We start from the raw sequence: 24387 nt of genomic DNA, 5'->3' as shown, positions 1-24387 counted from the left end.
AATTATGTCAACAATAAAAATACAACTGAATACCATTGAGGAAGCTATAGAAGATATCCGTCAAGGTAAAGTAATCATTGTAGTCGATGATGAAGATCGCGAAAACGAAGGTGATTTTTTGGCTGCTGCCGAAAAAGTAACTCCAGAAATGATCAACTTTATGGCTACTCACGGACGTGGATTAATCTGTACGCCACTTACAGAAAGCCGTTGCAAGGAATTGGATCTTCGTGCCATGGTTACCAACAATACAGACCACATGGAAACCGCTTTTACGGTTTCTGTTGATTTGAAAGGAAATGGAGTTACAACTGGTATTTCTGCCGCTGACAGATCGAAAACTGTTCAGGCATTAATTGATCCAAATACAAAACCTCACGACTTAGCTCGTCCTGGACATATTTTCCCTCTAATCGCAAAACAAGGCGGTGTTTTAAGAAGAACTGGACACACTGAAGCTGCAATTGATTTTGCACGCCTAGCTGGATTTAAACCTGCTGGAGTAATCTGCGAAATTCTGAACGAAGATGGAACAATGTCTCGTTTGCCAGAATTGATTAAAGTGGCTAAAAAATTCGATTTAAAATTAGTTTCAATCGAAGATTTAGTTGCATATAGAATGCAGCACGATAGTCTAATTGTTAAAAAAGAAGATTTTGATATCGAAACCCGTTTTGGAACTTTTAGATTAAGAGCTTACGAACAGACTACAAATAAACAGATTCATATTGCCTTAACTAAAGGAACTTGGAATTCTGGGGAACCTATTTTAACTAGAATTCACTCTTCTCAGGTAAATAATGATTTACTAGGAACGCTGACTAATAATGCCGAACAGCAATTAGACGATATGTTTAAAGTAATTAACGAAAATGGAAAAGGTGCTGTAATCTTCATTAATCAAGACATGACAGCTGTTAATCTTTTAAACCGAATTTCTGAGCTTAAAAATTTACAGGCCAACGGAACATTAAAAGCTCCGAAAGTTATTATTGACAGCAAAGATTATGGTATTGGAGCTCAAATTCTTCATGATATAGATATTTCTAAAATCAGATTGGTTTCAAATACGGAGCAAACAAAACGAGTTGGTATGATTGGATACGGACTTGAAATTACAGAATACGTTAATTATTAATATGGGAACAGTAGAAGAAAGAATTCAAAAATCAGAAACTCGAATTTTTAAAGCAGTTTTCCCTAGCACAACCAATCATTACGACACTTTATTTGGAGGAACAGCATTGCATCTTATGGATGAAGTTGCTTTTATCTGTGCTACGCGTTTCAGCCGTAAGAAAGTAGTAACAATTTCAACAGGTCAGATTGATTTTAAAAAAGCAATTCCGGCAGGAACACTAATTGAATTAGTAGCAAAAGTGGACAGCGTTGGAAGAACAAGCTGTAAAATTCATGTCGATATTTTTATGGAACAAATGTATTCTGAACTTCGCGAAACGGTAGTTTCTGGAACTTTTTCGTTTGTTGCCGTTGACGAAAACAAAAAACCAACGCCAATTTTGGATGATTTGGATTAACTTTTGAAAAAATCTCATTTTCGGAAATATTGATAACTAGATACTTGGAAATTATTTTAAAAAAGTTCAAAAATAATTCCAAAAAAAGTTTTGATAACCGAAAAACCGTCTTATATTTGCACCCGCAATCAGACAATGAGAGCGACATACTGGAGAAATGGCAGAGCGGTCGAATGCGGCAGTCTTGAAAACTGTTGACTGTAACAGGTCCGGGGGTTCGAATCCCTCTTTCTCCGCTGAATTTTAAAACCCTTAACTTTGTTAAGGGTTTTTCTTTTTTAATGCTTTCTTAAAAATTTTGAATAAGAATTTAATTTCAAGTTTTGGATGAAACTTGCCATCGCAAAATAAAGTTTAGGAAAAGTAGGGAAGTAGTTTAAAGTGATAGTTAAATTATCTATTTCGCATTGCTTTTATCAATTTCTCATTACGTCTGTCCGCTCTTGAATTTTGAAGCGATATCACAGCCCATATTGCGGCAGGCAGCCAACCGATTAAGGTAAGCTGTAAAATTAAACAGAGTAGTGCAGTCAAAATTTTACCTCTTAAAAAAAAGGAAATACACGGAAAAAATATTGCTATAAGTGTCATCATTTTATTTCTAGTTTATTTAATATGTCGCAAATCATGTAATTTGTTACTTTAAAATCTCATTGTAAAGTAAAATTAATCCATCTAAAAGAAAAAAATAAAGCATTTTGCAAAATGAAATCTAAGGCTTTCTTATTTTATTTTATCCGTTTCTGCTTCACTTTGAAACCTTTAGCTTTATCGCAGATTTTCTTTTTTGTACGCACGTAATTTTCTTTGCAAATAGTTTCAAAAAAGTTTTCACAATCGAAAAAACGCATTATATTTGCACTCGCAATCAGATAATGGTTGTAACATACTGGAGAAATGGCAGAGCGGTCGAATGCGGCAGTCTTGAAAACTGTTGACTGTAACAGGTCCGGGGGTTCGAATCCCTCTTTCTCCGCTGAAAATAATTTCAAAGGAAATTAAAAAACTAAAGCCTTTTAATCTTACGATTAAGAGGCTTTTGACTTTAAAAGCATAAAGATTCACAATCTTGTCATCCTTCCTTTTCAGGATAACACTGAAAAGAAATAAAAATATCTTTTGAAACCGTCCCGCGAGAGGGATAGGAGCAATCCGCCGCAGCGGAGCGGATAGCCCGACAGCTTCCCGATAAAAGGGCAAATACGCACGAAGTGAATAAGCCCTTTTATCGGGATGGTGGCTCGCCCAAATGATTATTTTAGATTTTAGAAGGGAGATTTTAGATTTAGTTTGTCAGGCTGAGCGTCCCGAGACTTCGGGAGAAGCCCACACATGTAGCTCCGCAATCTAAATCGCCAATCTTTGTGCCCTTCGACTTCGCTCAGGGTGACAACCGTATAAACAGACTAATAAAATTCTGAACACTAAAAAAACTGACCACTGACCACTAAAAAAAGCGTCCCTAAAAGTAGAAACGCTTTCTTAGCCTTGTTTTTTGTATTTAATCTTGGAGGGTGTCGATTACTTATCGATAGAACCTAAAACACGTTTCATGAACGTATTTAAAGCTTCTTTTTTGTCGGTTCCTTGAGCTACTAATTTTTGAACTTCAAGGGCGCCGTACATATTGGAGATTAATTCGCCGATTACGTCTAATTCTTCGTCTTTAAGAGAAGGGATTTCGGTCATCGCTTCTAGAACTTCGATAGTTTCAATGATATAATCCTGATCGTTTTCTTCGATGAATTGCGTTAAATGCTTTATTACTGGTAATTTCATAATTTAGACTTTCTTAGATTTTTAGACATTCTTAGACTTCTTAGACTTGTTTTAGACTTTAGAACAACATCTAAGAAGTCTAAAAATCTAGCCAGTCTAGCGAATCTAAATTTAAGCAATTGCGTTTACAAGATCGATTAAAACTTCTTGTTTGTTGGTTTGCGTTTCGCCAACCAATTGTCCGTTTACGAAAGTAGCGAAAGTAGGCAAGTTGCTTACGTTAGCTAATTTTCTCGATTCAGGAGAATTTTCTGCATCAACCAAAACAAAAGTGATAGCTTCATTTTCTGTTGCTAATTTTTTGAATTTTGGTTTCATAATACGGCAATTTCCACACCATGAAGCTGAATATTGTACTACTACTTTTTCGTTTTTAGCAACTAAATCTGCTAACGTATCTTCGTTTAAGTCGATTAACATTTGTTTATTTTTTTTAAGGTTAAAGTGGCAAAGGTTCAAAGAGACAAAGTTTTACAAACTTTGTGTGTAGAAGTTTTTGCAAAACTCGATTTGTTTTGCTTTTGACCTTTGCTTATTTAATTAGAGAGAAAATTTAAAGTAAGCAAAGGTTCAGAGAAAAAGTTTTGGACTTTATTTGCGAAGCAAAGAAATCTTTGCCACTTTGTCCCTCTGAACCTTTGTAACTTTATAAAAAATTAGTTTGCGCTTAAGTATTCAGCAGTACTAAGTCTGTCAGCAGACATTGCTTCTTTACCAGCTTCCCAGTTTGCAGGACAAACTTCACCTTTAGTTTGGATGTGTGTATAAGCGTCAACCATTCTTAAGTATTCGTTTACGTTACGTCCTAATGGCATGTCGTTAACACTTTCGTGGAAGATTTTTCCAGTTTCGTCAATTAGGTAAGTAGCTCTGTAAGTTACGTTTGAACCTTCAATGATAACTGAATCAGTATCTTCGCTGTAGCTTGTAGATTCGATATCTAAAATACCTAAAATGTTAGCTAAGTTACGGTTTGTATCTGCTAAGATTGGGTAAGTTACACCTTCGATACCACCATTGTTTTTTGGAGTGTTTAACCAAGCGAAGTGTACTTCGTTAGTATCGCAAGAAGCTCCGATTACGATAGTATTTCTTTTTTCAAATTCTGGTAATGCAGCTTGAAAGGCGTGTAATTCAGTTGGGCAAACAAAAGTAAAATCTTTTGGGTACCAGAACAATAATACTTTTTTGTTGTTGTTTACTGCTTCTTCAAAAATGTTGATTTTTAAATTATCACCCATTTCTGAGATAGCATCTACTGCAATACTTGGGAATTTTTTTCCTACTAAAGACATATTTTTCGTTTTACGTTAAAAATTTATTTCTGGTGCAAAAGTAGGGCGGAAGTCTATGTATTTACAATAAGATGTGATTATAAAAATTTATAAGTTGATAAATTTTGACTATTTAATGTTTTAACTTATTGAATTTCAATGTTTACTGGTAAGATGCCGTCGAAACTATTTTTTTCTAAAAATTGAATTCCTGAGGTTTTTTGAAATTCTTCAAAATCCTGATAAGCTTCTACAAGCCCTGTAGCATTTTTAAGGTTTGGAATCAGTGGCAAAACGTACGGATTTCCGAAAACGTAAACGATGCATTTTTTGGTTTGCAATAATCTTGAAAGCAAATCGAAAACTTCATTGTCGATTTCGAAATTATTTAAAGGTTTCGCTTTTGGCGGAAACAAAGTAATTAAAATAGTATCGAAATTTTCAAGCTGTTTTTCGATTTCGGAAATGTTAGAATTTTCTAGATTTTCAATAGCAAATTCTGCTGAAGGCAATTGTGTATTTAAAGTTTTGAAAAATGTATTGTCGGTATTTTTATATAAACTTAGTTTAGCTAATTTGTTATTTTTTTGAGCTTCAAAAGCTAAATCTGAAATTCCGTTATCGATGATTTTTGTAATGGCATTTTGAGCAATTTCAAGATTTAAATCTGATGTTTTGTCGAAGTTTAATTCACCAGAAGCGTAAGTATCTCCAGATAGAATTCCTGCTTTTTCTTTGGCTTTCATGATTCTATTATAGCTTTCGAAAATTCGGTCTGGTGAAGCATTTTTATAAATAGTTTCAATTCCTTCTGGAACATTTTCTGCGAAACATAAAACGTCATTTCCTGCATTAAAAGCTTCCCATTCTAACTGCCCTTTTACATCGTATAATTTCGAAACGCTGTGCATGTTTAAAGCATCAGAAATTACTAAACCGTCATAACCTAATTTATCTCTCAATAAATCTTGAATTACGGCTTTTGATAAAGTTGCCGAAGTATCTTTTCCGCCATTTAAACTTGGAACAGCCAAATGTCCAATCATAATCGAATCGACATTATTTTCAATTCCTTTTATGAACGGAACTAATTCGTTTTCTAATAATTCTTCTAAAGTTTCTTTTAAAACAGGCAATCCTAAATGCGAATCGACATTCGTATTTCCGTGTCCAGGAAAATGTTTTAAACAGCCTAAAACACCAACTTCGGATTGTCCTTTTAAATATTCGATAGCAAAATCGGCTACCTTTTCTTTGTTTTCGCCAAAAGAACGATAACCAATAACAGGATTATTTGGATTGTTATTAATATCTGCCAAAGGCGATAAATTGTACTGAATTCCGGCAGCTTTTAAATCTAAACCAATTTGTTTTCCAACTTCGTAAACTAAATTAGATTTGGTTGAAGGTAAAGCGCCAAGCGTAATTGCGTACGGATATTGAGGTGTTTTTTCAATACGCATTGCCAATCCCCATTCGGCATCAATACTGATTAAAAGTGGAGTAGAAGCGGCTTTTTGATAACGAGCAATTAAAGCTTTGATTTTTTCGTAACTGTCATCATTAAAAACAACTTTTTTCTTGCTTTCGTAATTCGTTGCTGCGCTCGCACGGCTGTGGAAAAAAGTTAATCCGCCAATATTGTGTTCTTTGATTAAACGTTCGGTTTCCTGAATGTTTTCTTCGGTATCGTTTATGAATACGGCAGGAAAAAAGAATTGTCCTATTTTCTGTTTTAATGCTTCGGCTGTAATTTTCATTATTATAAAGTCTTTTTCATGCAAACACTATTTTCCATCTTTTCGTAAGGCGGATAATTGGGTATGATGGTATAATTTAATTTTTGATATAAATTGATGGCTTCAGGCTGGTTTTTTCCTGTTTCCAAGATCGTGTAAGTGTAACCGACTTCTTTTGCCCAGATTTCGAGTTCATTTAAAATGGCAGAAGCGATTCCTTTATTGCGGTGATCGGGATGAACATACATTCGTTTGATCTCCGTTTTGTCTGTTTCTTTTTCGCGGAAAGCGCCACAGCCAACAGGAATATCATTTTCATAATAAACAATCGTGTGTTTTATTTTATCGGTTTTATTAAACTGATTGTAAAACGCATGATCTTCACCGTCTCTAATCGCTAAATCTTGATCTAATAAAGCAACCAGATTTATAAAATCAATATCGTCAGAATTGGTTCGTTTTATGTTGATCATGAATTAGTGGTTTTAGTTGTTGAGTTTTTAAACACATAGAAACATAGATTATTGAAGCGTAAAAAAGGCGTTTCACTTGTTTAAAAAAACATAGCGAGATGTCAATTCTTTACGCAAAGCTTTGTCAAAGTTTTAAACTGTGACAAAGCTACTAACGTTTAGCTATGTGTGGAGAAACGAGTTTCTCTTTTATTTACTCTTTTACACAAAAGAAAATCTATGTTTCTATGTGTTAAAAATGATCTTATTTCAATTTAGCTTTTTTCTGTTTTGCCAATTGCTTCTTAGTTTCAAGAGCCTTTTCTAATCGGTTTTTAAAACGGAAAAGTTTTGGCAGTCCTTCCAATCGGTCTTCGATGGTAATTATTTCGTAAACCACAATTGCTTTTTCTAAAACCCGAATTTCATTATCCAGATCGTTTTCGTTTTTGTAGATCGTTGCCAATCGATCGTAAGGATGATTTCCTTTAAAGCCTTCTGCAACATTTTCTTCATACAATTCAATCGCTTTTTCAAGATTTCCATTTTTCTCGAACTCAGCTCCTTTCAGATTTCGTTCGTTCTGCAAATTTTCATTGATTTCCATAGGTTAAAGTTTGATTTGGGGTTTAAACTTCTTCTGATTTCTTCCCAAAATCTTTTGGGAAAGTTAAAAAACGTGATAAAATAAGACCTGGAATTGTAGCTAAGAAAACCCAAATAAAGAAGTTCTGATAGCCTAAATATTTTTGTATAAAACCGCTCAACATTCCTGGAAGCATCATTCCTAATGCCATAAAACCAGTTGCCAGTGCATAATGTGCTGTTTTTGATTCTCCTTCGGCAACATGAATTAAATACATCATAAAAGCCGTAAAACCAAAACCATAACCGAATTGCTCTACAATAACAACGGCATAAATATAATAAATTGAGGTTGGATGAAAGAAAGCCAATAATATAAATCCTAAAATAGGAAGGTGCATGGCCAGAAACATAGGAAACATCCATTTCGTAAGTCCTTGTTTTGAGATTGCAATTCCGCCCAAAATACCACCGATAGTTAAAGCTGCAACGCCGCAAGTTCCGTAAATAATTCCAACGGCTTCGGTATCTAATCCCATTCCGCCAGATGTTTTAGGATCTAATAAAAACGGACTTAACATTTTAAGCAACTGCGATTCTCCTAATCTGAAAACAAGAATAAAAGTCAGAATTAATCCGATTTGTTTTTTCTTGAAGAAACTGATAAAAATGGTCGCAAAATCTTGAGAAGGTTTGGCTTCTTTGTTCGCAACAGTATTAATTTCATTTTTTGGTGTAAAAATAAAATTATAAGCCGTGATGAAAGCCATCAGAAAACCTACGGAAATCATCGTATAAGACCAAGCTTTGGTATTATCTCCAAATTTGTGTTCCAAATAACCTGCAAAAAGCACCACTAATCCGTTTCCAGCTAACATTGATAGTCTGTAAAAAGTACTTCTGATACCAATAAAAAAAGATTGTTTGTCTTCTGGTAAAACCAATAAATAAAAACCATCGCTGGCAATATCATTTGAAGCCGAGGCAAAAGCTGCAACCCAAAAAATAGACAAAGTCATGATGAAAAATCCATTTGTCGGAATCGTAAATCCAACCAGCAGAAAGGCAATGGAAATGATTAACTGCATCGTTAAAAACCATTTTCTTTTGGTTCCGATTAACTCAATAAGCGGACTCCAAAGCGGTTTAATAACCCATGGCAAGTAAAGTAAACTAGTGTAAACGCCAATATCTTCATTAGAAATTCCGAGATTTTTATACATAATTACCGAAACGGAGATAATTATTGCATAAGGCAATCCAGAAGCGAAGTTAAGAAGCGGAATCCAAAACCATGGTTTATTATCTATTTTCATTTGGTTGAGCTGGTATATAGGTTTTTAAAGGCTTTTTTAGATCTATTGCAGTTGGCGAACTTTCGTTGGCATAATAATCAATAAAAGTTACAGCGCAGGCTTTGTAAAGATTTAGTTTTCCGGCTGCAATGGCAAAACTGATTTTTCCGTCAACTTCTTTTACCGTTACTTTTTCTACAATTTTTGTGGCATCATTAGTATCGATTTTTGAAACATGCTCGGCTCCGTAAACCACCATATAGCGAACCTTTGTATTAAGCGGACTTTTGAATGTAAAGTTGTATTTAATGCTGTCTTTATTGTATTCCAGTACTTGCGGCGTATCGATAATAACGTGTCTTAAATTTGGGACAGCGATTGGAAGTGCAGGATATTTATACTGGTTTTCTTGTAGCAAACGCACCACATCATAGTTTTTACCGATGAACCATTTAGCGCTAAAATAAGCGCTACCAGATACATTTTTGAATGTTCTTAAAAAATCTACTTGAGTTGGAATTTCAGTTGCAAAATTCCAGCTTTTGTCGCCATCGCCTCTAATTTTATACGGAGCGTGACCAATATAAATGGCTGTACCATTAGAGTTTTCTGACCACCATTTTACTAATTTAGAATAAGAAGCCCTCGGATTATTCATACTCCAATACAATTGAGGCATGATATAATCGATCCATTTTTGGTCCATCCATAAAACAGGATCGGCATACAAATCGTCGTAATTGGAAGTAGATTGGGTTTCTGAACCTTTTGGATCTTGAGATTTATTTCGCCAAACCCCAAACGGACTAATTCCGAATTGAACCCACGGTTTGCTTTCTTTTATAGTTACCGAAATAGAATGCACAAAGTTGCTCACATTTGCGCGTCGCCAGTCGGCACGGCTTAAACCTGCGCCATATTTTTGGTAAGAAGCATTGTCGTTAAATGTTTTTCCTGGAACAGCATACGGATAAAAATAATCATCAAAATGAATCGCATCAATATCATATTTATCAACGACTTCTTTAACGACTTTGGTTAAATGCGCTTGAACTTCTGGTAAAGCGGGATCGTAATACCATTTTCCGCCGTATTCGATCATCCATTCTGGATGTTTGAAAAGATCGTGATTTGGACTTAAAAGGTTCTTATTTAAATCGAAAGTAGCACGATACGGATTCAGCCAAGCATGAAATTCAAAGCCTCTATTATGCGCCTGTTCAATCATCCATTCCAAAGCATCATAATAAGGATTTGGTGCCAGACCTTCTTTTCCTGTCAGAAATCGTGACCAAGGCGCAAATTCTGAAGGATAAATAGCATCACCAACGCTTCTAATTTGTACAATTACAGCATTGTAATTCAGTTTTTTATACGCTTCTAGAATTTCAAGATAATCGGCTTTTTCCTTCTCTACATTATCGATGCTTGTTTTCGGCCAGTCGATATTGACAACCGTTGCAATCCAAACACCTCTAAATTCATTTTTAGGATGCATATTTTTTTCCTGCGCAGTAGAAATCGAAATAGAGAAAAATGAAAATAAAAGAAAGAATATTACGTGCTGATTTTTATGCATTTCAATGTTTTTTAACAGGAATCAAAAATAGTTTTTTTTCTGCCACGAATTCACGAATTATTTTTAATTAAAGTTTTTTCGCCACGAATTCACGAATTTTTTAATCAAAGTTTTTTGCCGCGAATTGCTTCGCTAGTTTGCTTTCGCTTAATCACGAATTATTTTTTAAATGATTACGTGTTTCCGCCACGAATTCACGAATTTTTATTTTCTCAAAGTATGAAAAAAATAATTCGTGAATTCGTGGCTATCTTTTTTAATCAGGAAACGAAATTTTCCCCATTGTTACCGATGGAATTCCTTTACTGTTTCCGAAATTGTAATTGCCTCCAGCAACCGTTTCGTTTGCTAAAAGCGCAAATAAAACTGCTTCTTTGGCATCGCTTAAAATACCCAAATCGTCGCTGGTATGAAATTGGCAAGGCAATAATTCCTTTAGCCATTTTACCAATAACGGATTATTTGTTCCGCCTCCCGACATATAAATATGAAAATCCTCTGCCGGAATTGGAGTATTATTTATGGTGAAATAAATCGCTTCAGCAATTGTTTCAGCACTTAAACGCGTTAAAGTCGCCAGCAAATCTGATGCCGAAATGTTATCTAAATTGTATTTTGCTAAAGCTGACTGTACAAAATCGAAATTAAACAGTTCCTGACCAATTGATTTTGGAAAGCTTTTCTGGAAGAAATCATCTTTTTTAAGTTCGCTTAAAAGATCCTGATTTACCGTTCCCTGACTGGCGATTTCAGCGTCTTTATCATAACTTTTTTCGGGGAAATAATGTTTTGTATAAATGTCGATTAGCGTATTTGCAGTTCCTGTATCGGTTACAAAAACTTCCTCGGCGTTTAGAGAGGCTGGGAGATAGGTATAATTTCCAATTCCCCCCATGTTAAGCATGATTCTGCTTTCGCCTTTTTTTCCGAATAATAAATAATCGCCGTAAACCGCCAAAGGTGCGCCTTCACCGTCCGCCGCAACGTGTTTCTGTCTAAAATCGGAAAGGGTAATAATTCCCGTTTTTACCGCAATATGATCGCCGTCGCCAATTTGTAAAGTCGCATTCGGAAATTTTTCCTGCCCGTGCAAAAACTTAGGTGCATGCAAAACAGTCTGTCCGTGCGAAGCGATTAAATCTACTTCGGTTGACGTAATATTCCATTTTGCAAGACAATCGTTAATCATGCCGCTGTGCAAAATTCCGATCCACTCGTTTAATAAAGCCAAATGCTGAAAATCGATTGTTTTCTGAGCAAACACTTTTCTGATTTCGTTTTTAATATCTTCTGAATAAGAAATGGTTTCAAATTCTAAGATTTTAACGTCTGTATTTTCCCCAGAACCAGAAATAGCACAAAGCGCAATATCGAGTCCGTCGAGAGAAGTTCCAGACATTAAACCGAGTATTTTTCGGGTTTGCTTTTGAGCTATAGTATAGAGTGCGGTTATATTTTTATTCATTTAAAATGAGGGTTTATAGAAGTCAGTTTATTGATAACGCTAAAATGGGATTAATTTGGATATAAAATTAAGGAAATTGAGTTTATATGCAGAATTTTAGTCATTTTAATAAACAGGTATAAATACGTGCTGTGTCATTTTTATTTATTGTTACACTTGCTTTAATAAATTTTAGTGAATTATGGTTTTCCGTAAAGTGGTTAATTATTAAGTACTAATCTTTGATTTTTCAATCTTAAATTTAAAACCTAATATGACAATACCACAACAATATAAAGGCAAGTATTTTTATCATTTTACACACATCGACAATTTAGATTCAATTCTTAAAAATGGTTTGATTTCAACGAACGAAAAGAAAAAAAACGGGCTTAGTCATAAAAATGTTGCTAATGAAAATATTCAAGAAAGGCGATCACAAATGAATGTTACTGTTGAGCCAGGAGGTACAGTTCATGATTATGTCCCTTTTTATTTCTGTTCTACAAATCCAATGCTACTTGGCTTAACAAATAATAAGAATATCGATCAGCCCTATTTGATTTTTTTTGCAATACCATTTGAAGTTATTTTAAACGAAAATGTAATTTTTACTGATGCATCCGCTAATACAGCTAAATCGCCGAATTTCTATAATCAAATTCAAGATTTAGACCAATTAAATTGGGATGTAATAAATAACACTAGATGGGGAACTGCTAGCGAGGATCTCAAACATAAAAAAATGGCAGAAGTGCTTATTCACAAGTCTGTACCATTAGAATGGATTAAATATATTATTGTATGGAATGATAAATTTTTTAATATAGTTAAAGAGAAATATGCTGAACATGGGCTAAATTTACCTCAATTATCATTTATACAACTAAATAATAGATATTTTTACTTCACAAAATTTGCTATGGGAAGGGCAAGAGAAACATTAACTACTGGACCAAATTACTTATTAGAGATTTTTAATAATGTTATTGAAGTTGTTTTCTCAAAAAGAGGAGAAAGTGATAAATTATATACTTATAAAACAATTGAAAGTTTATTAGAAGCTATAGATTTGAATTTTAGTTCGCTTAAAGAAATGCAAGGAATTTTTGAATTAGAATGTGAAAATGAAATTCATGATGAAACAGTTAGTGATCATACATTAAGAGTTGTTTCTAATTTAATAGATAGTACATATTATAATATGGTAGATAAAAATGATCAAGATATTTTAAAATTATCTGCATATTTACATGATATTGGTAAAGGTCCTCATGAAAAATGGCCTTCTAAAAAGCAAAAAGTGTATCCTGATCATCCTGTTGATTCATTAAAAATGACAGGCCGAATATTAATTGAAGAGATTGAAAATTTATCAGGATATGAAATTAGAATGATATGTTTGCTTGTCGCATATCATGATCTTCTGGGGGAGATAATAGGAAAAGGGAGAAATAAAGAACAATTATTTGCCATTTTAGAGAATGAAAAAGAATTTGACATGTTAAATTGTTTAAGTTATGCTGATGTATTATCTTTTAACAATTATTGGCATATAACTTATAGTATTCAAATTGGGCAATTAAAAAAAGAATTTTTAGAACAATTAGGAAAATGATGAAATTTGTAGAGGGAAATTTTTTTGAACATTCAGCAGATATACGTATTAATACAGTGAATTGTGTTGGGGTAATGGGAGCTGGAGTTGCATTGCAATTTAAAAATAAATTCCCTGAAATGTATAAGGAATATTTAAAAGCCTGTAATGAAGGAATTGTACAAATTGGAAAGCCTCATGTTTGGGCTAATAACTCTTTTTTTAATGAGGAGGAAAATGTTATCATTATAAATTTTCCGACGAAACTTCATTGGCGAAATCCTTCTGAATATGATTATATTGAAAAAGGATTAGAATGGCTTAAAAATTTTTTATTAGATCATGAGGGAAAAAGCATAACAATTCCTGCATTAGGTTGTGGGCACGGAGGACTTGACTGGAGCGTGGTTAAGAAGATGATTATTAGTAGTTTGTCCGATGTTAAAATGGATGTTTTAGTCTTTGAGCCTGAAAGCTCCATTGAGAAAAACGAAATAGAAATAGAAAATAGGCTTTTAGAAGAACAAATTTTAAGGTTATCACCAAATAATGATAATTATCCATCAAAGATTAAAGGTACAGCAGGTTACGATATTTATACAAAAGGAAATTTGTATTTATTGAATAATAAATTGTTTTCCCTTATTACAAATTCTAAACCAGATGAAAAAGAAAGAACCGTCATTTTTGATTGTTTAGATAATGAAGAGCTTGCAAAATTCACTTTTCTCTTGGGATATAATAGTAGTTTTGAAATAGATATTGTTAAATATTTACTTTCCAAAAAATATTCTGTAATTATTGCTTTACCTTACAGCATTCTCAATTTAAAAATTAGAAAAGATTTGTTAGAGTATTGGGATGAAAATTTGATAACTCTTGTTTCGCTTTCAAGTCCAGAAAGTAAATGGAATATTTCTGATTCTGTTAAGATGTTAAAGTTTAGATTGAAGTTTTCAGATATTTTATTATTTACATATCATGATTTGGAACCAATAATTAAATTTAAAAATGACATAATTGAGAATAAAACAGAGAGATTCTTTATTAATTATTGGAATGAATCAATTAAATTTTATGAATCAATTAATGCTATTAAAATTGGAAAAGATAGGTTAACTAATAAACCTAATCTTAAACCTATTTTAGGATTAAGTATAAATATGTAAACTTTTTTCAGGGTGAGACAGTAAAAGAACCCCTCGATTAAGAATCGAGGGGTTTTCTTTTTACTCCAACTCCAAATAAGGATTTAAAGTTTCTGCCAATTCATTGAGCCAATAAAAGCTGTCTCTTAATTTGATAATTTCACTTTGAAATGTTTCATGTTCGCTTAAAACACATAAAGCCATTGTAAAGTTTATCTGCCTTAGTGTTTTAGCCATTTCTACAGGATCGATTCTGTCGTTGAAAAAATTCAAAAGCTTGATTTCAGTTTGTTTTGAAATTGTGTTGGTACTCATAATCTTTGTGTTTAGGAAAAGAACCCGCACAGCTAAGGTGTCCTACGCCACAAAGTGCGTTGCAGTTGTTTCCAATACCGCCACCATACCGCACGGGCAAAAGCTTTTTTGATATCATATTCTTTGTGTTTAGGACTGTAAAGATATCAAAAAAATATTTTAAGTAAGAAAAATATTATATTTTAGAAAGCTAATTATTTCTACGAAGTAAATATAAAACGTTATTTTTACAAATGAGAATATTCAAATAAATGAAATATATACAAGACGAAAATATTTTTGTTGTAATTGGTGGAATTGTATTCTGTGTTTTTCTAATATGGTGGATTAGAATTGGAGATATAAAAGAATCCAAAAAACTAGAAGAAGAAGGATTAGAATTGGATTCAATGACTAAAATGCGTAGTTGGAGGGTTTATCTTATTGCAGGAATTGGAATCATAGTTATGTTGTTTGAAATTTTGAAACGATTGTATCAAATGATCTTTCACTAAACTTCTTATGACACCAAGTGCCCTAGCCCAGATGGAAGCGGCATCCTTTTGTGTCTCGTTTTTTAACGAGACACAAAAGATATAGTGGACAGCTGGAAATAGCTTCTAATAAAATTATAAATTCCAATTTTTTAAATTGCTTCGCCTATTCGCTAGCGCCCGAGTCCAAAACTTATGGGTTTCATAAGCCTTCGACTTCGCTCAGGGTGACAATCGTGTTATAGGAATCGTTCGGGTAACAATTAGGAGAGAAAACTTAGCATCTCAGTAGCTTAGAAGCTTAGAACCTTTACTTCAACATAAACTCATTCTCCTTCAGCTTTTTCAAAACCGCAGCAATAATCTTAGAACGGCATTCTGAATTTTCGTTATACGGACCGGTTTTAACCCAATATCTGATATTTAAATGAATCACACCAGCGGCGGCAACATCGGTAATTACGGCGGCGTTTTCGTGGTCTTTTTCGGTTACTTCTTCGCTGTTTCCGAGAATTTCTTTTACGAGTTCGATGGCGCGGGTATAATCAGAACCATATTCGAGTCCGACGGTGAAAGTCTGGAGCAGAAATCCTTCGCTGTTGTAATTAATGAGCGTGTTTTTTATAAGAAGCGCGTTTGGAATATAAATGATTTTCGAATCGCTTTTGACTTCGGTATCGCGAAGGTTGAGGTTAATGACTTCGCCTTTTACACCATTACTTTCGATAATATCGCCAATAGAAAATGGTCTTTTAAAAGCTAGCAGAATTCCGGCAAGAAAATTTTCTCCAATATCTTTCAGCGCAAAACCGATTACAAAAGCAGAGATTCCGGCACCGGCAAGCATACTTTGCGCAACGCCTTCGAGACCAATAATTCGGAACATAAACAAGATTCCGATAATAATTAGTACCGATTTAATTAAACGGGCAATAAAAACCGCCAAAAGACGATCGTGCATTTTGGCTTTGAGTCGGTTTCCTGCAAAAATACCCACGCGACTTGCAATGAACCAGGAAACGAGAATGACCAATATGGCCAGAATGAATTTTGGCGTAAGATCGACAATGCTGTTGTAGTAACCTTCGAGATGGTTGATGACGTCCTGAAAGAAATTTTCCATAATAATTAAGGCGTAAAAAAGTTGTAGTTCGTTGGGTTATTTTTTTAACACATAGAAACATAGATTTAAAAAAACTTAAAAAAGGCGTTTCACTTGCATAAATTCACATAGTTTGCTATGTGTGAGAAATGTATTTTCTTGGCAATCTTTCTGCATAAATGAACCTATGTTTCTAAGTGTTTAAATTTTATTCATTTCCAAACGAACTAAAATTTTAAAATTAGTTTTTTAGTAAATGAAACGCTTTACAGGATTCTCTCAGAATTTTATAAAATCTTTCGGAAGTGTTATATAAATTCCCAAAATAGAGCCGTTTTGCTTTGCGATATTTTTATCTTTGTGGTCTGAGTTTTTTCAGGAAATATTTTTATAAAAAGCACCATTTACATGTTGATCCAATCTCATTTAGAGCAATTAGCCACTAGTCTCGAAGGCACACTTTTATTCGATGAGCTTCATAAAACGCTTTATTCTACAGATGCTTCGGTGTACCGAATTAAACCGAATGCGGTGGCGTTGCCTAAAACGACTGAAGACATTGTCAAGCTGATAAAATTTGCAGCGGAACATAAGCTGTCGATTACGCCGCGAACTGCGGGAACTTCGCTGGCAGGACAAGCAGTAGGAGACGGATTGGTGATTGATGTGTCGAAGCATTTTACGAAGATTATTTCGTACAATGCCGAAAATAAAACCGTTACGGTTCAGCCAGGCGTAATTCGCGATGAGCTGAATTTATTCTTAAAACCTTACGGCGTATTTTTTGCTCCAATTACATCAACATCAAACCGCGCGATGATTGGCGGAATGGTTGGAAATAACTCTTCTGGAACAACTTCGATTCGATACGGGGTTACGAGAGATAAAATCGCTGAGGTAAAAGCACTTTTAAGCGATGGTTCTGAAGTGGTTTTTAAAGACCTGACTTCGGCTGAATTTATTGAAAAAACAAAAGGCGGGACTTTAGAAAATAAAATATACAAAACGATTTACGACGAACTTTCGGTTGCAGCGGCTCAGGAAGAAATTGTAAAAGAGTTTCCAAAACCTGAAATTCATAGAAGAAATACGGGTTATGCGGTTGATATTCTGCTAAAATCGGAATTATTTGGCGGAACTGAACCAACGATAAATCTTGGAAAACTGCTTTGCGGAAGTGAAGGAACACTCGCTTTTACGACAGAAGTTACGCTAAAAGTTGACGATCTGCCACCGCCTCATAGTATTATGGTGGTTGGACATTATCACACGATTCAGGAATCTTTAGAATCGGTTGTCGTGGCGATGAAACATCATTTGTACACTTGCGAAATGATCGACGACACGATTTTGGATTGTACGAAAACCAGTCGTGAGCACGTTAAAAACCGTTTCTTTTTGGTTGGAGAACCTAAAGCAATTATGTTGTTTGAAGTGGCATCGCACACTCTGGAAGATGCCGAAAAACAAGCCGATGCTTTGATTGCCGATTTAGATAAAAATAATTTTGCTTACGCGAAAGTAAAAATCTACGGAAATGATATTGATAAGGCGAACGAACTGAGAAAAGCGGGTCTTGGACTTTTAGGAAGTATTGTAGGCGATGATAAAGCAGCCGATTCGATTGAAGACACGGCGGTCGAATTGAGCGATTTGCCTGCTTATATTGAAGAGTTTTCGGCGATGATGTTGCGTCACGGGCAGGAAGCGATTTATTACGCTCATGCTGGAGCAGGAGAATTGCACCTTCGTCCGGTTTTAAATTTGAAAAAAACATCCGATTTAAAATTATTCAGAACCATTGCGACAGAAGTAGCGCATTTGGTGAAAAAATATAGAGGTTCGTTAAGCGGTGAACATGGTGACGGAATTGTACGCGGTGAGTTTATTCCGTTTATGATTGGCGAGAAGAATTACGAATTGCTGAAAAGAATCAAATTGGCATTTGATCCGAATTCGGTTTTAAATATCGGGAAAATTGTAAATGCTGGCAAAATGGACGAAAATCATCGTGTCGTTTCGGGCAGAATTGAACCGGATATTAAAACGTTTCAGGATTTCTCAGACAGTTTAGGAATTTTGCGTGCAGCCGAAAAATGCAACGGTTCTGGCGATTGTAGAAAATTGCCATCGGCGGGAGGAGCAATGTGTCCGAGTTATCGTGCGACTAAAAATGAAAAGGAAACAACTCGTGCAAGAGCCAACGCTTTACGCGAATATTTGACGTATTCGGAAAAAGAAAATAAATTTGACCAGAAAGAATTATACGAAGTTTTTGAGTTGTGTGTAAGCTGTAAAGCCTGCGCAAGCGAATGTCCGAGTAATGTTGACGTTGCAACTCTTAAAGCAGAGTTTTTATACCAATATCAAAAAGCAAACGGATTTTCGACCAGAAACAAGATTTTTGCCAACAATGCCAAACTGAATAAAATGGGAAGCAAATTCCCGTCGATTACGAATTTTATTTCGAATCAGTCTTTGGTAAAAAAAACAATGGGAATTGCGCCAGAAAGGCAAGTTCCGCTTTTGGCGAAAAAGACTTTTAGAAAATGGTACGCCAATAATAAACCGTCACAAACTGATTTCGCAAACGGAAGATTGTATTTGTTTGTAGACGAATTCACTAATTATTATGATGTGAATATCGGAATCGACGCTTTTGAATTATTAACGAAATTAGGTTATCAGGTTTTGGTTGTAGATCATGAAGAAAGTGGAAGAACCTATCTTTCGAAAGGATTTTTGGAAGAAGCGAAGAAAATTGCCAATCACAACATAAATGTTTTTAAAGATTTGGTTTTAGCCAACGCACCTTTAATAGGAATCGAACCTTCGGCAATTTTGACTTTTAGAGATGAATATCTTCGATTGGCCGATGATAAAGAAGCTGCAGAAAAACTATCTCGAGATTGTTTTACAATTGAAGAATTCTTCAAAAAAGAAATCATTGACGGAAAAATCATTCCAGATTCTTTTTCTGAAGAAACGAAAGAAATTAAAATCCACGGACACTGTCACCAGAAATCGTTAAGTTCTGTTGAAGCGACTTTTGCGATGCTGAATCTTCCTAAAAATAATACAGTAACGATTTACAATTCAGGTTGCTGCGGTATGGCAGGTTCTTTTGGTTATGAAAAAGAACATTATAGTGTAAGCATGCAAATGGGAGAGGATACGCTTTTTCCAAAAGTTAGAAACACAGCCGAAAATGTAAAAATAGCTGCTGCGGGAACTTCATGCCGTCATCAAATTTATGATGGAACGAAGAGAGAAGCGCAGCATCCTGTTTCGATTTTGAGAAACTGTCTGAAAGGTTAGCCACGAATTCACGAATTAAAAAGATTTTTGTTTCACGCTCCCGATAGCTATCGGGATGGCAGATTGAGCAGATTAATTTTTGTTTCACGCAGATTTTGCTGATTTCAGCAGATTTATAAAGGATTTTTTTACCTCTCGCAGATTATGGAGATTGTGCAGATTTATTTTTAAGTTTTAATTATCAAAAATCTGCGCAAATCTTTTCAGCGAATCAAAATCTGCACTATCTGCTAAATCTGCGTGAGAAAAAATATAGCCACAGATTAAAATGATTAGTAGAATTTTGTTTCCTGCAGATCTTATTGATTTGAGCAGATTCTAAAAAGATTTAATTTTTAAAAATCTGCGCAAATCTTTTCAACGTACTCAAAATCTGCTTTATCTGCTAAATCTGCGTGAAAAAAAAGTATATCCAAAGATTATAAAAAATAATTCGTGAATTCGTGGCAAAAAAAAACTTATTTCAAGCGTACTTTTTTACCTGTTTCAGCAGCTTTATAAATAGCGTTAATGATTCTAACATCTTTAATACCTTCTTCTCCAGTAATATGATTTGGGAGTTTTTGGTTGGCTAAAATCACTTTGCAAATTTCATCCATTTGAGTTTGCTGCTGATTTATGACTGGAAAATTAAACGGTTTTCCGTCAGATCTTTTTCCTATAAAAGGCCCATAACTTACGGCAGGACTCATTTCGAAGAAACCTTCATCGGCAGCAGCATGAAATCGATCGATACCGAAACCATACGAACTACAGCAATTAGCTACAGCACCGCTTGGAAATTCCATTTGCCAGGTAATATTTTCTTCTACTTCTTTAAATCGGTTTTTGTTATTTATAGTCCCAAACTGAGCCGTAACAGCAATTGGCTCTTCGCCCAAAACATAACGCGAAACCTGTATGCAATAAACTCCTAAATTGATTAAAGTTCCTCCCCCTGCAAACTTTTTAGTCAATCTCCATTCGTTGCGAGCGGTTAAATCTACAGGTTTATCAACGTCACGAAAATCATAAGTGCTGTAGCCTAGACCAGTTTCGATATAACGAACCTGTCCTAAAACTTTTTCCTGTCCCAATCGTTTTACTTCGAGATGATTTGGTTCGTAGTGCAGACGATAACCCATTGCCAATTGCACATTGTTATCATTGCAGACTTTGATCATTTCTTCGCAATCTGCAACAGTAATAGCCATTGGTTTTTCGACAATAACATGTTTCCCTGCTTTTGCAGCGCGAACTGTAAACTCTTTGTGCAATGAATTTGGCGTTACCACATAAACCAAATCTATATCTTTATTTTTTACGATTTCATCGAAATTTTCGTAGTTATAAATGTTCTTTTCAGGAATATTATATTGCTTTTTCCATTTTTCTGCTTTAGAAGGAGTTCCAGTAACAATTCCAGTAAGTTGGCAATATTCAGAAACCTGAAGGCCTTCAGCCAGCAAAGAAGCATAGTTTCCTAAACCGCATAAAGCAATGTTTAATTTTTTTCCAGTGTAAGGAATTCGAATCTTTTCTGTTTCGGTTATAAAAGAAGGAAGCGAAGTCATGACAACCGAAGCTCCAACGCCAAGTCCAAATTTATTTACAAAAGAGCGCCTTGTAATTTTTTCCATAAGTGAATCGTTAAAAAATTAAACATTTTACAGATTAGTAGATTAGTTTTTAGAAATGTTACAATTGATTTGCTGGCTATTTTGTTTCACGCAGATTTAAATAGATTAAAGCAGATTGCAAAGGATTTTTTTATCTCTCGCAGATTAGGGAGATTGTGCAGATTTTTTTTTAAATTCCAATTATAAAAAATCTGCGGAAATCTTTTTATCGTAATCAAAATCTGTATTATCTGCCAAATCTGCGTGAGAAAAAATATAGCCACAGATTAAAAGAATTAAAAAGATTTTTGTTTCACGCAGATTTAAATAGATTGAAGCAGATTAAGCAGATTTTTTTAAATTCTAATTATAAAAGATCTGCGGAAATCTTTTTAGCGTAATCAAAATCTGCTTTATCTGCCAAATCTGCGTGAGAAAAAATATAGCCACAGATTAAAAGAATTAAAAAGATTTTGTTTCACGCAGATTTAAATAGATTTAAGCAGATTAAGCAGATTTTTTTAAATTCTAATTATAAAAGATCTGCGTAAATCTTTTTAGCGCAATCAAAATCTCCATTATCTGCTAAATCTGCGTAAAAAATAATTTAGACACAGATTAAAAGGATTAAGAAGATTTTTGTTTCACGCAGATTTAAATAGATTGAAGCAGATTAAGCAGATTTTTTTAAATTCTAATTATAAAAGATCTGCGTAAATCTTTTTAGCGCAATCAAAATCTCCATTATCTGCTAAATCTGCGTGAAAAATAATTTAGACACAGATTAAAAGAATTAAAAAGATTTTTGTTTCACGCAGATTTAAATAGATTGAAGCAGATTAAGCAGATTTTTTTAAATTCTAATTATAAAAGATCTGCGCAAATCTTTTTAGCGCAATCAAAATCTGCTTTATCTGCCAAATCTGCACGAAAAATAATTTAGACATAGATTTTAAAAAAAATCTGTGTAATCAGTAGCAAAATAAAAATTAGAGAAAATTAGTGAATTCGTGGCAAAAAAACTTTACGCCTTAGAGTCTTCGTGGCAGAAAAAAATAGCACCGTAAAACAAAATCGTTTTATATATTTGATATAAGGATAATTTTTGCATTATTTGCAAAATAAAAGCATTAAGTCTATATTAAATTAATTTAACCGCAAGGCACTATATGGCATTTTCAAATTTATTCCGAAAAAAGACGGTACAAGATATTTTAAAACAAGTTGCTAAAAATGAGGCAGACGGACATGAGGCGTTGGGAAAGCACTTGACGACTAAAGACTTAACAGCTTTCGGAATCGCGGCTATTGTTGGAGCAGGTATTTTTAGTACTATCGGAAAAGCCAGTGCAGACGGTGGACCAGCCGTAATCTTCTTGTTCTTATTTACTGCTTTAGCCTGTAGTTTTGCCGCTTTTGCTTACGCAGAATTTGCTTCGATGGTTCCAGTTTCAGGAAGTGCTTATACCTATTCTTATGTCGCTTTTGGAGAAATTATCGCCTGGATTATCGGTTGGGCTTTAATCATGGAATATGCCGTAGGAAACATAACGGTCGCCATATCGTGGAGTGATTATTTTACGGGACTTCTCCAGAGTGGCGGAATTCATCTCCCGCAGTGGATACAAATGGATTATTTAACCGCTTCAAACGGATTTAACGATGCTGAAGCTTTAATGCGAGGCGGAAAATCATTTGCTAATTTAAGTACAGCTTTACAGCAAGCGCACACAGCTTGGACAACAGCACCAACAATAGGATCATTTCACTTTGTAACAGATTTGCCAGCTTTATTCATTATTATTCTGATTACAGCTTTGGTTTACAGAGGAATGAAAGAATCACGTAACGCCAGTAACTTAATGGTTGTAGTAAAACTTTGCGTCGTTCTTTTAGTAATTGCAGTTGGAGTGTTTTATGTAGATACAGCCAATTGGGATCCGTTTGCGCCAAATGGAGTTAGCGGGGTTTTAAAAGGAGTTTCTGCCGTATTCTTTGCTTATATCGGTTTTGATGCGATTTCTACAACAGCTGAAGAATGTAAAAATCCGCAACGTGATTTACCACGCGGAATGATGTGGGCGATTATTATTTGTACGATTCTTTATATTGCGATTGCTTTGGTTTTGACCGGAATGGTAAAATATCATGAATTAAATGTTGGAGATCCTTTAGCATTTGTTTTCGATAAATTAGACTTAAAATGGATGTCCGGAATTATTGCTGTAAGTGCAGTAGTGGCTATGGCGAGCGTTTTATTGGTTTTCCAAATGGGACAGCCTCGTATCTGGATGAGTATGAGTCGTGACGGATTATTGCCAAAGAAATTCTCAACCGTTCACCCAAAATTCAAAACACCATCTTTTGCTACAATTGTAACAGGATTTGTGGTTGCAGTTCCAGCATTATTCTTAAACTTAACGATGGTAACCGATTTATGCAGTATCGGAACTTTATTTGCCTTTGTATTGGTTTGTGCAGGAGTTTTGGTTTTACAGAATAAACCTGAAATTCCAAGAGGAAAATTCAAAACGCCTTATATCAATTCAAAATATATTTTGCCTGTTTTAATGATTGCAGGCTTGTATTATGCCTTTGCTTTCAACAATAAAGCAACAATGGCATTTATTAATAACGAAGCGCAGACTTTTGATGCAACATCAATTGTAACTTCATTAAATAAAGAAGAATCAGCAAAAGTTTTCAATTATTTGGAGAGTATCGATGTTGATAATAAAACTGCCGAAACATCAGATTTAGAGCATTTATTAAGCCAATATCAAGACGATGAGGTAAAATATGCTGAAGTTGTAAAAGGGCTTCCGATCAGCGATTCATTGAAATATGAAACAGGTTTCAGTTTATTTAAACATAAAATTCCAATGTGGATTTTCTTATTCGTGTTGGTTGGATTAGCGGTTTGGGCTTTCAGAAAAAATCTTTCTTTAATTCCGCTTTTAGGATTGATTTGCTGTTTGTATATGATGGCCGAATTAAGCGTTTGGAACTGGATTTATTTCACCGTTTGGTTGATAATCGGACTGCTGATTTATTTTGGCTACAGCCGAAAAAATAGTAAACTGAATACTGAAACTTTAGCGTAAAAGTTTAAAAAATAGAATAAAAAGCCGTTCTGGATATCTCTGGAACG

At 34.5% G+C, this 24387-nt stretch carries 20 protein-coding genes and 2 tRNA genes; 9 read left to right on the top strand and 13 right to left on the bottom strand.

The window, feature by feature from the left end:
- Nucleotides 1-4: 4 nt before the first annotated feature.
- The 3 genes from ribB (at nt 5) to AC3E9W_RS10855 (ending at nt 1774) form a co-directional block, all read left to right on the top strand.
- On the top strand, nt 5-1138 hold the full coding sequence (gene ribB / locus AC3E9W_RS10865) for a 3,4-dihydroxy-2-butanone-4-phosphate synthase (protein ID WP_488768353.1): 1134 nt from the start codon (nt 5-7) through the stop codon (nt 1136-1138).
- Nucleotide 1139: 1 nt separating this feature from the next.
- On the top strand, nt 1140-1538 hold the full coding sequence (locus AC3E9W_RS10860) for an acyl-CoA thioesterase (RefSeq protein ID WP_125721663.1): 399 nt from the start codon (nt 1140-1142) through the stop codon (nt 1536-1538).
- Nucleotides 1539-1689: 151 nt separating this feature from the next.
- Nucleotides 1690-1774: transfer RNA gene (locus tag AC3E9W_RS10855), tRNA-Ser, on the top strand.
- 157 nt (nt 1775-1931) lie between these two features.
- Here the strand turns inward: AC3E9W_RS10855 and AC3E9W_RS10850 are convergent.
- A complete protein-coding gene (locus tag AC3E9W_RS10850; RefSeq protein ID WP_488768415.1) occupies nt 1932-2129 on the bottom strand; it encodes a YqaE/Pmp3 family membrane protein in 198 nt (65 codons plus the stop codon).
- A 300-nt stretch (nt 2130-2429) separates the two neighbouring features.
- Here AC3E9W_RS10850 and AC3E9W_RS10845 point away from each other — a divergent pair.
- Nucleotides 2430-2514: transfer RNA gene (locus AC3E9W_RS10845), tRNA-Ser, on the top strand.
- 545 nt (nt 2515-3059) lie between these two features.
- Here AC3E9W_RS10845 and AC3E9W_RS10840 read toward each other — a convergent pair.
- The 9 genes from AC3E9W_RS10840 to AC3E9W_RS10800 form a co-directional block, all read right to left on the bottom strand.
- Nucleotides 3060-3317, bottom strand: coding sequence for a DUF6952 family protein (locus tag AC3E9W_RS10840; RefSeq protein WP_008462029.1), 258 nt, complete (start codon nt 3315-3317; stop codon nt 3060-3062).
- Between the two features lie 111 nt (nt 3318-3428).
- Complete coding sequence (locus tag AC3E9W_RS10835; RefSeq protein WP_007805605.1) at nt 3429-3737, bottom strand: thioredoxin family protein; 309 nt, start codon at nt 3735-3737, stop codon at nt 3429-3431.
- Between the two features lie 236 nt (nt 3738-3973).
- A complete protein-coding gene (locus AC3E9W_RS10830; protein ID WP_089054578.1) occupies nt 3974-4612 on the bottom strand; it encodes a peroxiredoxin in 639 nt (212 codons plus the stop codon).
- A gap of 125 nt (nt 4613-4737) precedes the next feature.
- Nucleotides 4738-6351 (bottom strand): glycoside hydrolase family 3 protein, encoded by a 1614-nt coding sequence (locus tag AC3E9W_RS10825; RefSeq protein WP_488768352.1) that lies wholly within the window; start codon nt 6349-6351, stop codon nt 4738-4740.
- Nucleotides 6352-6353: 2 nt separating this feature from the next.
- Entirely contained in the window at nt 6354-6803 is a 450-nt protein-coding gene (locus AC3E9W_RS10820; protein ID WP_488768351.1) for a GNAT family N-acetyltransferase, read from the bottom strand.
- A 244-nt stretch (nt 6804-7047) separates the two neighbouring features.
- Entirely contained in the window at nt 7048-7389 is a 342-nt protein-coding gene (locus AC3E9W_RS10815; protein ID WP_125721645.1) for a hypothetical protein, read from the bottom strand.
- A 22-nt stretch (nt 7390-7411) separates the two neighbouring features.
- Nucleotides 7412-8683 (bottom strand): MFS transporter, encoded by a 1272-nt coding sequence (locus AC3E9W_RS10810; RefSeq protein WP_488768350.1) that lies wholly within the window; start codon nt 8681-8683, stop codon nt 7412-7414.
- Nucleotides 8670-10241, bottom strand: coding sequence for a glycoside hydrolase family 10-like protein (locus AC3E9W_RS10805; protein WP_488768349.1), 1572 nt, complete (start codon nt 10239-10241; stop codon nt 8670-8672). The genes AC3E9W_RS10810 and AC3E9W_RS10805 overlap by 14 nt, the downstream gene beginning before the upstream one ends.
- Nucleotides 10242-10497: 256 nt before the next feature.
- Nucleotides 10498-11706, bottom strand: a complete 1209-nt coding sequence (locus AC3E9W_RS10800; RefSeq protein WP_488768348.1) for an anhydro-N-acetylmuramic acid kinase — start codon at nt 11704-11706, stop codon at nt 10498-10500.
- A 253-nt stretch (nt 11707-11959) separates the two neighbouring features.
- Between AC3E9W_RS10800 and darT the strand changes: the two genes are divergently transcribed.
- The gene (gene darT, locus AC3E9W_RS10795) at nt 11960-13303 is read left to right on the top strand and encodes a type II toxin-antitoxin system toxin DNA ADP-ribosyl transferase DarT (RefSeq protein WP_488768347.1); all 1344 of its coding nucleotides are present in this window, start codon (nt 11960-11962) and stop codon (nt 13301-13303) included.
- Entirely contained in the window at nt 13300-14451 is a 1152-nt protein-coding gene (locus AC3E9W_RS10790; RefSeq protein WP_488768346.1) for a macro domain-containing protein, read from the top strand. Before darT ends, AC3E9W_RS10790 begins: the two co-directional genes overlap by 4 nt.
- 60 nt (nt 14452-14511) lie before the next feature.
- On the opposite strand, the gene AC3E9W_RS10785 is transcribed toward AC3E9W_RS10790, so the two are convergent.
- Nucleotides 14512-14745 carry a hypothetical protein gene (locus tag AC3E9W_RS10785; protein ID WP_488768345.1) on the bottom strand — a complete coding sequence of 78 codons (234 nt, stop codon included), beginning with the start codon at nt 14743-14745 and terminating at the stop codon, nt 14512-14514.
- Between the two features lie 251 nt (nt 14746-14996).
- Here AC3E9W_RS10785 and AC3E9W_RS10780 point away from each other — a divergent pair, with 251 nt between their 5' ends.
- Nucleotides 14997-15239, top strand: coding sequence for a hypothetical protein (locus AC3E9W_RS10780; protein ID WP_125721631.1), 243 nt, complete (start codon nt 14997-14999; stop codon nt 15237-15239).
- Nucleotides 15240-15528: 289 nt separating this feature from the next.
- Here the strand turns inward: AC3E9W_RS10780 and AC3E9W_RS10775 are convergent, their stop codons facing one another.
- Entirely contained in the window at nt 15529-16341 is an 813-nt protein-coding gene (locus tag AC3E9W_RS10775) for a mechanosensitive ion channel family protein (protein ID WP_488768344.1), read from the bottom strand.
- Nucleotides 16342-16728: 387 nt separating this feature from the next.
- Between AC3E9W_RS10775 and AC3E9W_RS10770 the strand changes: the two genes are divergently transcribed.
- On the top strand, nt 16729-19638 hold the full coding sequence (locus AC3E9W_RS10770; protein WP_488768343.1) for an FAD-binding and (Fe-S)-binding domain-containing protein: 2910 nt from the start codon (nt 16729-16731) through the stop codon (nt 19636-19638).
- Between the two features lie 458 nt (nt 19639-20096).
- Here the strand turns inward: AC3E9W_RS10770 and AC3E9W_RS10765 are convergent, their stop codons facing one another.
- Nucleotides 20097-21257, bottom strand: coding sequence for a Gfo/Idh/MocA family protein (locus AC3E9W_RS10765; protein WP_488768342.1), 1161 nt, complete (start codon nt 21255-21257; stop codon nt 20097-20099).
- A 1148-nt stretch (nt 21258-22405) separates the two neighbouring features.
- Between AC3E9W_RS10765 and AC3E9W_RS10760 the strand changes: the two genes are divergently transcribed.
- The gene (locus tag AC3E9W_RS10760) at nt 22406-24340 is read left to right on the top strand and encodes an amino acid permease (protein ID WP_488768341.1); all 1935 of its coding nucleotides are present in this window, start codon (nt 22406-22408) and stop codon (nt 24338-24340) included.
- Nucleotides 24341-24387: the final 47 nt, after the last annotated feature.

It is taken from the genome of Flavobacterium sp. 38, assembly GCF_057799715.1.
The sequence above is the reverse complement of the archived record's forward strand: the minus strand, read 5'-3'. Positions and strand labels throughout refer to the sequence as shown.

What these genes read in the sequence shown, in the direction of transcription:
- ribB (WP_488768353.1), top strand. Translation starts at nt 5, where the DNA reads ATGTCAACAATAAAAATACAACTGAATACCATTGAGGAAGCTATAGAA.
- AC3E9W_RS10860 (WP_125721663.1), top strand. Translation starts at nt 1,140, where the DNA reads ATGGGAACAGTAGAAGAAAGAATTCAAAAATCAGAAACTCGAATTTTT.
- AC3E9W_RS10850 (WP_488768415.1), bottom strand. Translation starts at nt 2,129, where the DNA reads ATGACACTTATAGCAATATTTTTTCCGTGTATTTCCTTTTTTTTAAGA.
- AC3E9W_RS10840 (WP_008462029.1), bottom strand. Translation starts at nt 3,317, where the DNA reads ATGAAATTACCAGTAATAAAGCATTTAACGCAATTCATCGAAGAAAAC.
- AC3E9W_RS10835 (WP_007805605.1), bottom strand. Translation starts at nt 3,737, where the DNA reads ATGTTAATCGACTTAAACGAAGATACGTTAGCAGATTTAGTTGCTAAA.
- AC3E9W_RS10830 (WP_089054578.1), bottom strand. Translation starts at nt 4,612, where the DNA reads ATGTCTTTAGTAGGAAAAAAATTCCCAAGTATTGCAGTAGATGCTATC.
- AC3E9W_RS10825 (WP_488768352.1), bottom strand. Translation starts at nt 6,351, where the DNA reads ATGAAAATTACAGCCGAAGCATTAAAACAGAAAATAGGACAATTCTTT.
- AC3E9W_RS10820 (WP_488768351.1), bottom strand. Translation starts at nt 6,803, where the DNA reads ATGATCAACATAAAACGAACCAATTCTGACGATATTGATTTTATAAAT.
- AC3E9W_RS10815 (WP_125721645.1), bottom strand. Translation starts at nt 7,389, where the DNA reads ATGGAAATCAATGAAAATTTGCAGAACGAACGAAATCTGAAAGGAGCT.
- AC3E9W_RS10810 (WP_488768350.1), bottom strand. Translation starts at nt 8,683, where the DNA reads ATGAAAATAGATAATAAACCATGGTTTTGGATTCCGCTTCTTAACTTC.
- AC3E9W_RS10805 (WP_488768349.1), bottom strand. Translation starts at nt 10,241, where the DNA reads ATGCATAAAAATCAGCACGTAATATTCTTTCTTTTATTTTCATTTTTC.
- AC3E9W_RS10800 (WP_488768348.1), bottom strand. Translation starts at nt 11,706, where the DNA reads ATGAATAAAAATATAACCGCACTCTATACTATAGCTCAAAAGCAAACC.
- darT (WP_488768347.1), top strand. Translation starts at nt 11,960, where the DNA reads ATGACAATACCACAACAATATAAAGGCAAGTATTTTTATCATTTTACA.
- AC3E9W_RS10790 (WP_488768346.1), top strand. Translation starts at nt 13,300, where the DNA reads ATGATGAAATTTGTAGAGGGAAATTTTTTTGAACATTCAGCAGATATA.
- AC3E9W_RS10785 (WP_488768345.1), bottom strand. Translation starts at nt 14,745, where the DNA reads ATGAGTACCAACACAATTTCAAAACAAACTGAAATCAAGCTTTTGAAT.
- AC3E9W_RS10780 (WP_125721631.1), top strand. Translation starts at nt 14,997, where the DNA reads ATGAAATATATACAAGACGAAAATATTTTTGTTGTAATTGGTGGAATT.
- AC3E9W_RS10775 (WP_488768344.1), bottom strand. Translation starts at nt 16,341, where the DNA reads ATGGAAAATTTCTTTCAGGACGTCATCAACCATCTCGAAGGTTACTAC.
- AC3E9W_RS10770 (WP_488768343.1), top strand. Translation starts at nt 16,729, where the DNA reads ATGTTGATCCAATCTCATTTAGAGCAATTAGCCACTAGTCTCGAAGGC.
- AC3E9W_RS10765 (WP_488768342.1), bottom strand. Translation starts at nt 21,257, where the DNA reads ATGGAAAAAATTACAAGGCGCTCTTTTGTAAATAAATTTGGACTTGGC.
- AC3E9W_RS10760 (WP_488768341.1), top strand. Translation starts at nt 22,406, where the DNA reads ATGGCATTTTCAAATTTATTCCGAAAAAAGACGGTACAAGATATTTTA.